Here is a 7,810-nt window from a genome sequence, read left to right on the forward strand (position 1 = left end):
GGGCTGGAACTGACCGAGACCATAGAAAGGACAATGCGCTGATGAAAAATCGAAAACAGCCCTTCGGATATCGAGTGGAAATGGGGGCAGTAGTCCTCCACCCCCAGGAGGCAATGCTGGTAAAATATATCTTTCAACAGTACATCTCCGGCGCCTCCTACAAACAATTGGTGACAGTCCTGCGAGAACAACCAATTCCCTATGACGAGGGAAAACTTTGGAACAAAAACATGGTCGCTCGCATCCTGGAAGATCATCGCTACGCCGGAGAGAGTGGGTATCCCGCCATCACCTCCCCCGAAACCTTGGACAGGGTCCGGGCAAAGCGGCGTGCGAAGCAATCCCCAGTACAGAAAACCGAGGCTCAAAAGCTTCTGCGGCAACTTAGTGGACATACCGCCACAGAGCGAATGGAACAACAGGTATTGGCCTTTCTCAACAGTCTCATTGTATCGCCAGAGCGTATTGCATCATCCCAAAAGGAATATGGCCTCCAAACCCACGAGCGTGAGGCACAGCGAGAACTAGATGCAATCATGAATCAGCTACCCGTGGACGAGGATGCCGCAAAGAAGCTAATCCTAACTATTGCCGCAGCACAGTACGCCACCATCCAAGACGATATGTATGAAACCGTCCGGCTCCGCAGGATATTCTCCGCACATGAACCGATGTCTGAATTGGACGCGACCCTACTTCAAGCTTCCGTGACCACCATCCTGTGCCACAGGGATGGGACACTGGATATTCAACTGAAAAACCATCAAAGGATAGGAAGGAGTGAAACAGCATGAGAGAAGACTCGCCCAAAGTCATCACGATCCCCGCCAAGCCGGAAGCCGCAAGCAGGCCGAGCATCCGTCGGCAGCTCCGCGTGGCTGCTTACTGCCGGGTATCCACCGATGACGAGGAGCAACTCACCAGTTATGAGGCCCAGCAAAACTACTACACCGACAAAATCATGACCAATCAAGACTGGACCATGGCCGGGATCTTCGCTGATGAGGGTATTACCGGCACATCTGCCCGTAAACGGCCAGAATTTCTACGAATGATTCGACTGTGCAAACAGAAAAAAATAGATATTATCCTGACCAAGTCCATCTCACGCTTTGCTCGAAACACCGTGGACTGTCTCAATTACATCCGTGCCCTACGGGAGTTGGGCATTGCAGTCATCTTTGAAAAAAAAGACTTCTATACGCAAGAAATGCCGATAAATGCGAGATTTACGGCATTTCTTGATGAGGCTTGGTGTTTGTTTGGTGTTTAAATTTATGTGACAAGGCACTATGAAACGCAACGATAGACATCAGGGAGAAGGTTCTCAAAATGCCATTTTACCTTGCCGCTACGCCGTTTCCTTTCGAGCAACCACTACAAATCTGCCATTTCCTGTGTGGTAACTGCAAGTAGTTAATGTCAAGAGCTGGTCGCCGTATTCCGCCTCTACTCCGGTATTATAGAGAGCTGCGGCTTTTACATTGCTCAGATACTCGGCAAAACGCTCAGGGGTATCCAGCGTTGTGTATTGGTAATACCGAAACACGCCTTCCGCATCCTTTGGATAAATTTCCGTATAAAAGGCTGCCAGCACTTCATAAATCCCCGACTCCGTCAAAGTATCAAAGCGGATGATAGGATGCTCCTTTGCAAAGTCAGCATCCGCATAGGAGAGCAGGGCGGCAAACATGGAGCCGTTTTTCATGTTATGACCATAAATCAGGTAGTTGCTCCCATCTTCGGTACAGGATGCGTCCAGGAATGGGACGCCGCTTTGCGAATCGGTGCCATCAAAAGCCCGGCGCAGATAGTATTCCGGTTCCTCCGGTGTGTACATCACCGGGTAGCTGAGGTTCGTTCCCTCGATAGAAATCCAGCCGTAAAAATCGGGATTTTCTTTTTCAAGGGGAGATAAGGAGATTGGTATTTCTCAGATTCCACAGTGGGCGGTTCATTTTCCGCATCAATATTCTCTGCGTCAATCGAGGAGAACAAGTCTTCAAAAGCCTGCTGCTCATGTTTGGCCTGTATCTGCAAACGGATAAGCATACCTGCACTGAAAAGAAATAGAACGGTAAAGGCGGTTAAGAAAATCCACCGCAGCTTTGATTTGTTTCGCATGATTGTTTCTCCTAAAACAAGTGGCGGCAGGCAGGTTTTTCTCGCCCACCGTGCCGCCACGCTTAGCTATTATCTGTGTTTCGCTTTATACCGTTTTTTATTGGAAAGCAGGAGCAATCCGGTCAGGCCAAGTAGGGAAACACCGCAGAGGGTGAACCACAGGGCCAGATTGGTTTCATCACCAGTTTGAGGTACATCATCAGGATTTGAGGGATTGCCCGGTTGGTCAGGATCGCCCGGCTGGTCAGGATCACCCGGTTGGTCAGGATCATCCGGCTCATCCTTGTGATTGGTAAAGAGCACATTGCTGGTTACATCATCTGCAATAGTACCCGTTTCATCCACACTGGTTGTGGTATACCCATCCTGATCGGCTTCGGTTTCCGTAACCTCATAGGAGATTCCGGCAGGCAGGCCAGTTGCAGTTTTGCTTTCTCCATGTTTCAAGGTGATTGCTGCTACACCGTCCTTAAAGGTCATGTCGCCATATGTACCGTTGATTTCGGTATCGTTCAGGGTCACGGTAAAGTGCCAATCCTTATTGGTATCCCCAGCAGTACCTGAGACCGTTTTGGAAACGGTCAAACTTCCCACCTCTGAAACGGGTTGATCCCCACCATCACACGTTACTGTGTAACGAAGCGGCAGCTTATCCGCTTCCGATTCCTGTATATACCAGACATCATCTTTATCGTTCCAAAGAAGAGTGACGGTTCCGGAATCCTGGATCTCCGGATCGAGCTTATGAGGAATTTCTTTGTCCTCGTTATACGCTGTCACATATTTATCGGGGGATATGGTAAGGGTGCAGTAATAGCCATTGGTGTCATCTTCTTCAATATTGCTGATGGTGTAGCTGTCTTCAATCAGGGCATAGGTAATAGAGGCGTGCTCTACCTTGGCATTGGTGCAATCAATCTCCACCACATTAGGCAACAGGTCTTTCATATCATCATAGGTAGGAGCATCCGGTATAGTGGGTGTCACTTCCGCAGGCGTATCCGCTGTGGCGTCACCCACACCATCGGTAAGATCTGTATTATCGCCCGCTGTGATGCTGGCCGTGTTGGTCAGTTTTCCATCAACAATATCATCGGCAGCAAAGGTTTTTGTCACATAGACTGTCGCCGTACCGCCTTTGGGGATCGTCCCGGTTATATCAGCACCAGCCTGTGCCTGCACGGCATCGCAATCGCTGCCGACAAGGGTAGCGTCCGTGTCAGAAATCACGAAGTTTGCGCCTTCATCACCGGTCACAGTCAGTTTGTACAGCAGGGTCACACTGCCATCTTCCGGGATAATAACCGAATTATCGCAGTTCACACTGCCGGCGGGAAGCTGCAAACCGTCAGGAAGTGTGGTCAGCCGCTCTTTGGCGAAGCTGTCGATGGAGAGTTTCTCAGAGGGAGGCGTTTGACACACCACTTTAAAGACAATGGGCAAGCTGGTAGCTGCGACCCATTTGTCGCCGTTCCAATCCAGCTTGATAGTCTTGGACGTAGTCTCGCCGTTCTTGAGCGAGTGGTCAACACTCATGTCAGTATTGTACTTCGCCACATAAGGGGTTGCGTTTACTGTGACGTCGCACTGGTAGGTTTGACCAACAAGCTTTACCTCGCCAATTGTATAGGAGCTGTCCAGTAGTCCATACGTTTTGTTGCTATGAGATACACCGGAGGTCACACAGTCAACCGTTACAGACACACTGCTCAGTTTGTCTGCATCAGGTTTGGCAGGCACAACAGGTGCAGGTTCCTCATAGACATAGTAAAAATTTTTAGAACACCTGTACGGCTCACTGCCTGTAACGTTGGCGGTGGCGTTTACTTTCGAGCTGTCAAATGCGTAAAAGATCCCTTTGGTATAGCCAGTAAGGCTAAAATAACTGTTGAATTGCCAGCCTTTCCAATTCGTTGAAGATACGCCGCCGACATTACTGGGATGAAATTTCTTCAAAGATACAGAATGATTATAACCCGAATGACCGGTGCTGTCCTCACAGGTTACAACAATCTCTTTTACGTATTCAGGTGTTGTATAACCAAGCGGTTTTGACGAATCAATCTTTACGGTGTAGAGTTTGACTGATATCTGATGCCCTGTTCCCAAATCAGCGAATGCCGTTACTGGAAAGATACCAATCAGCATACACAAGGACAAAAGCAGAACTGTCAGCTTCTTTTTCATTCTTTTTACCACCTTTCCTTTTATAAATTGCCGGATAGAGAACGAATTAGTTTCTCTTTCGTTTTTTGGGCAGTGGATTCAGGAGTGTTCCCAACAAGATAGGTCAGCGCATCATCCCATTCCTGTTGGCTATAGGCGTTACAATCTATCTCGCGCAGAGTGTGCTGTACCATAAACCAATACCTCCGGTCATGTAAATCGGACAGATACATACACCCGGCTTTTAGTGCCAGATAATCCAGCAACCCAATGTTCGGACATTTAATGCCTTCCATACACACCTCCTAAATCTTTAGTCGTTTTCTTAAGCCATTGTTTTCCCGAAAGAACACCCGGTAATGGCTTTGCTTGGGAGTACGCGGAGAGTTCTCTTGTAACTTTGATGTGCGCAGTTTTACGCTGAAAACACCAAAGCCCTTGCCCAAATCCACAGAATGTCCCTTGGCTAATTCCTGAACGATTTGTTCCAGAAATTCTCCAACAATCATCTCCACGTCCTGTTTCCTGTACCCTGTCACCTCACTGCAGCTTTGCAGCAGTTCATCCAAAAGATCAACCTCCTCTCTACAATAAAGAAACAACCGACCTGTCCATGGCCGGTTGTTCATAACCCAACTAACTTCTCACCGGCTACCATCAGATTTTCTCTGGAAGGCCCATAGCTCTTGCGTAACCAGCTTTCGCCGGTATAGCATTGCCCGATATAGCAGGAAATATCGGTTGTTCTTATACATACTGAAAAGTGCAATTTTACGCTTCTTTCTGATGATAAATTCACAAAATCTGCTCAAATTTACACCCTACTTTACTATATCATACCGGCACGAAATTTTCAACCTTATTCTGGCGGTTTTTTAGGATACCTGATTGTTTTTTCCATTATTTCTCGTGTACCCAGCGCAGAAAGGTATCCTGCGCAATTCCGATTCGCCCAGCAGCTTCCCGCGAGGTGATTTTTTTCTGTTCCCACGCTTCTTTCAGCTGCCAAAATTCCTCCGGCACCGTTTTCCTTGGACGGCCAAACCGCACGCCACGCAATTTAGCAGCGGCAATTCCTTCCTTCTGCCTCTGACGGATATTCTCACGCTCGGTCTGCGCCACATAGGAGAGAATTTGCAAAACGAGGTCTGCCATGGAGCTAGAACTCGCTCCCATGCCCGGAGATCACATGAGCCTGGCCGATATCGAGCAACGCCTCCAGGAACTGGGGGAACAGGTGCGCGAGATTGTGGCAAAGGCGGCTGCGACTAAGGAAGTCCAAGTCCACGCCCCTCTGCTGAAAGAGATTGCCGATGAAATGGATGCTCTAAAGAAAAAACGGGCTCTCATTGAGAGCCAGCGTCAAACCCATGAACACGCATTTCGTCGCATCGAGATAGCCACGGATGCCATGGAGCAAACCTCCACAAACATTTCCGAGTGGGATGAAGCCCTCATTCGACAGCTGGTAGACACGGTCAAGGTCCATTCCGCCGAGAAAATCACGGTGTATCTCCGAGGCGGTATTGAAATCCAGCAAAACCTGATCCTCTGATACAGGTAAGTTTACAGTGCATTCAATAAAATGATTACAGTTTAAAATGCATCTGGAAAATCTGTCCTAATGTGGTATAATCAATAGCAGATAATCTGTAATTATCCTATGTTTAATACTTAATTCAATGGCTATGCAATGAAAGAGTGCCTTTCCTGCAATTAGGAAGAAACAGAATAAAATGGTGAGAGGAGCCGCACTATGAATAAGAAGTCATCCCGAAATAGTCAGTTGGTTATAACAATTTTTAATTCGTTGTTGGCTATTATAACCTTCGTGTTGACCTACTACCTAGATCCACTAAAATATACTTCACAGTCTTCCCTGGCAGCAATCCCCGCATTTCTACTATCGGTTATTATCCTTATAATAGGTCAAAGCATAACCACACACAATGAAGTCGAAAAGGTTTCTGAGGATTCGGAACGGATATGTGAAACCGTCAAAAACTACTTGCATGTCACTAAGATGGGAACGCCCAAACACGCATGGGAATATGTGATAAACAGACTTCCTGTTTTAGAGTATGTTCAGAATACATCTTTTAATTTTGGAGATGAAGTTGAACAGACAAATGAGCGGCTTTATGATGGAGCCTCCTATAGAAATTCATTATCACAAATAGCGAGTCAGGTAAATCGGGGATTAATATGGAAGGACATTGGGGACTCATCATCGCTGGAACGCTTCATAGCAATTGAAAATTCTGTAAATGAAAATAAAGGGAACTATCAATATAGGCTAATCTCACAAACAGAGCCACAGATAGGATTTATAATACTCACCTACAAAGATGGGAGTTCAGAGGTCCTGTTTAACTGGGATTTCAGAGAGATTCCGCAAGACCCTGTTGTTTTACTGTCCAGAGACCAAATAATGTTGGATATGTTTGCTGCGCAATATAAAGGATTGTGGCGAGTGGCTGTAGAAAATTACGATAGCAACGCCACCAAATCCACCTCATAAAAATATCTATTTGTTAGATTAGGATCATCCTTTATCCATGCACGGAGCCTTTCTGCAGATGCATCAGATAAATGTTGGAGGGTCCATTCAAGAGTTTCTGTATAATATGGAATAAAATCACTTTCAAAGGGGCTTACTCTCTCAAAAAGTTCAAAGCTATACTGAAACTTTTTATAAGCAGATCTTCGGAGAGCTGTAAATGTGCGATCCAGATCGTAATGGTGAAATTTTTGACTAGTTTCAGTTGCCAGCCGCAAATCCAATTCCATCTTCTGTCTGTCAGATGTACTCATGGGTCCGAATCGAATTGAAGCTCCGTCATACTGACGGACAGCAAGCACTCCGGAGGATGGCCTTGCCGCCAAAGTTTGTATGAATTTATCCAAATCTTGAATATATGGAAAAATGTTAAATGCCAGGGTGATATCAGCAGGAGGGATTTTTGCGGCATCCTCCTCTAAATCCAATTGCAAAAACGATACTTTTCGATTCCAGGACTTACTTTTCGTTATGGCGATGTTTAATGATTCTGGGTCACTGTCTATTCCAATGAATTCACACTCACTTGGAAGAATCTGATTGAGAAGTTCAAGCCACAAACCTGATGCGCAACCCAAATCGACAATGCTTTTGGGTTGAAATTCTGCCAGTTTTTTCCCAAAAGAAATCCTTTCTGGCAACTTTGCTCTATGGTGGATTTCCAGCCAAGAGGTATCTGCCAGTGGTTTTCCAATCGAGTTTTCTTGTGAAATCATGTACGCTCCTCCCTATGATGCAGATTTAATATTGTTCGCAAAAGGGCTCTAGGTTGATAATCAGAATGTATGTCCAAACAACGGATAATTACAGATTATCCGTCGTTCCTGACACAGCAAAAGGACTACCAGGTTCAATGATATGCTCCCTCTATGAGAGACAGTGAAATAAAACACTGTCAAACATAGGGGGAGCATTGCTATGCCACAGAAACAAAAGGTCAGTATAGAGACAAAGGTCACA

General features: G+C 46.3%; 10 protein-coding genes and 1 pseudogene. 4 read left to right on the top strand and 7 right to left on the bottom strand.

What is annotated here, in order from left to right:
* A partial coding sequence (locus tag H9X86_RS11145; RefSeq protein ID WP_204901596.1) for a recombinase family protein occupies positions 1-794 on the top strand: 794 nt, incomplete at its 5' end.
* A pseudogene (locus tag H9X86_RS11150) lies at positions 791-1,210 on the top strand (recombinase family protein); the annotation flags it as partial. The gene H9X86_RS11145 and the pseudogene H9X86_RS11150, both read left to right, overlap by 4 nt.
* A 141-nt stretch (positions 1,211-1,351) precedes the next feature.
* Here H9X86_RS11150 and H9X86_RS11155 read toward each other — a convergent pair.
* The 6 genes from H9X86_RS11155 to H9X86_RS11175 all read right to left on the bottom strand — a co-directional run bounded on the left by H9X86_RS11155 (position 1,352) and on the right by H9X86_RS11175 (position 5,445).
* Positions 1,352-1,840 (bottom strand): class B sortase, encoded by a 489-nt coding sequence (locus H9X86_RS11155; protein ID WP_243416936.1) that lies wholly within the window; start codon positions 1,838-1,840, stop codon positions 1,352-1,354.
* Entirely contained in the window at positions 1,840-2,124 is a 285-nt protein-coding gene (locus H9X86_RS12565) for a hypothetical protein (protein WP_243416937.1), read from the bottom strand. The genes H9X86_RS11155 and H9X86_RS12565 overlap by 1 nt, the downstream gene beginning before the upstream one ends.
* Positions 2,125-2,193: 69 nt before the next feature.
* Positions 2,194-4,311: a DUF7601 domain-containing protein gene (locus tag H9X86_RS11160; protein ID WP_204901597.1), complete on the bottom strand. Its 2,118-nt coding sequence runs from the start codon at positions 4,309-4,311 to the stop codon at positions 2,194-2,196.
* A gap of 20 nt (positions 4,312-4,331) precedes the next feature.
* Complete coding sequence (locus H9X86_RS11165; protein ID WP_204901598.1) at positions 4,332-4,586, bottom strand: hypothetical protein; 255 nt, start codon at positions 4,584-4,586, stop codon at positions 4,332-4,334.
* Positions 4,587-4,595: 9 nt separating this feature from the next.
* Positions 4,596-4,859: an HU family DNA-binding protein gene (locus H9X86_RS11170; protein WP_204901599.1), complete on the bottom strand. Its 264-nt coding sequence runs from the start codon at positions 4,857-4,859 to the stop codon at positions 4,596-4,598.
* Positions 4,860-5,190: 331 nt separating this feature from the next.
* Complete coding sequence (locus H9X86_RS11175) at positions 5,191-5,445, bottom strand: recombinase family protein (protein ID WP_346011468.1); 255 nt, start codon at positions 5,443-5,445, stop codon at positions 5,191-5,193.
* Here H9X86_RS11175 and H9X86_RS11180 point away from each other — a divergent pair.
* Together H9X86_RS11180 and H9X86_RS11185 are read left to right on the top strand one after the other, a co-directional pair.
* Positions 5,444-5,845 (top strand): hypothetical protein, encoded by a 402-nt coding sequence (locus H9X86_RS11180; RefSeq protein WP_204901601.1) that lies wholly within the window; start codon positions 5,444-5,446, stop codon positions 5,843-5,845. The genes H9X86_RS11175 and H9X86_RS11180 overlap by 2 nt on opposite strands.
* A gap of 201 nt (positions 5,846-6,046) precedes the next feature.
* Positions 6,047-6,811: a hypothetical protein gene (locus tag H9X86_RS11185; protein ID WP_204901602.1), complete on the top strand. Its 765-nt coding sequence runs from the start codon at positions 6,047-6,049 to the stop codon at positions 6,809-6,811.
* Here the strand turns inward: H9X86_RS11185 and H9X86_RS11190 are convergent.
* Complete coding sequence (locus H9X86_RS11190) at positions 6,778-7,566, bottom strand: class I SAM-dependent methyltransferase (protein WP_204901603.1); 789 nt, start codon at positions 7,564-7,566, stop codon at positions 6,778-6,780. The genes H9X86_RS11185 and H9X86_RS11190 overlap by 34 nt on opposite strands.
* Positions 7,567-7,810: the final 244 nt, after the last annotated feature.

Origin of the sequence: Pseudoflavonifractor capillosus (assembly GCF_016902575.1) — a bacterium.
In the GTDB taxonomy this organism is placed as follows: Bacteria; Bacillota; Clostridia; order Oscillospirales; family Oscillospiraceae; genus Enterenecus; species Enterenecus capillosus_A.

Coding starts and splice junctions, on each gene's coding strand:
- H9X86_RS11180 (WP_204901601.1), top strand. CDS start 5,444: ATGGAGCTAGAACTCGCTCCCATGCCCGGAGATCACATGAGCCTGGCC.
- H9X86_RS11155 (WP_243416936.1), bottom strand. CDS start 1,840: ATGTACACACCGGAGGAACCGGAATACTATCTGCGCCGGGCTTTTGAT.
- H9X86_RS11175 (WP_346011468.1), bottom strand. CDS start 5,445: ATGGCAGACCTCGTTTTGCAAATTCTCTCCTATGTGGCGCAGACCGAG.
- H9X86_RS11160 (WP_204901597.1), bottom strand. CDS start 4,311: ATGAAAAAGAAGCTGACAGTTCTGCTTTTGTCCTTGTGTATGCTGATT.
- H9X86_RS11185 (WP_204901602.1), top strand. CDS start 6,047: ATGAATAAGAAGTCATCCCGAAATAGTCAGTTGGTTATAACAATTTTT.
- H9X86_RS12565 (WP_243416937.1), bottom strand. CDS start 2,124: ATGCGAAACAAATCAAAGCTGCGGTGGATTTTCTTAACCGCCTTTACC.
- H9X86_RS11165 (WP_204901598.1), bottom strand. CDS start 4,586: ATGGAAGGCATTAAATGTCCGAACATTGGGTTGCTGGATTATCTGGCA.
- H9X86_RS11190 (WP_204901603.1), bottom strand. CDS start 7,566: ATGATTTCACAAGAAAACTCGATTGGAAAACCACTGGCAGATACCTCT.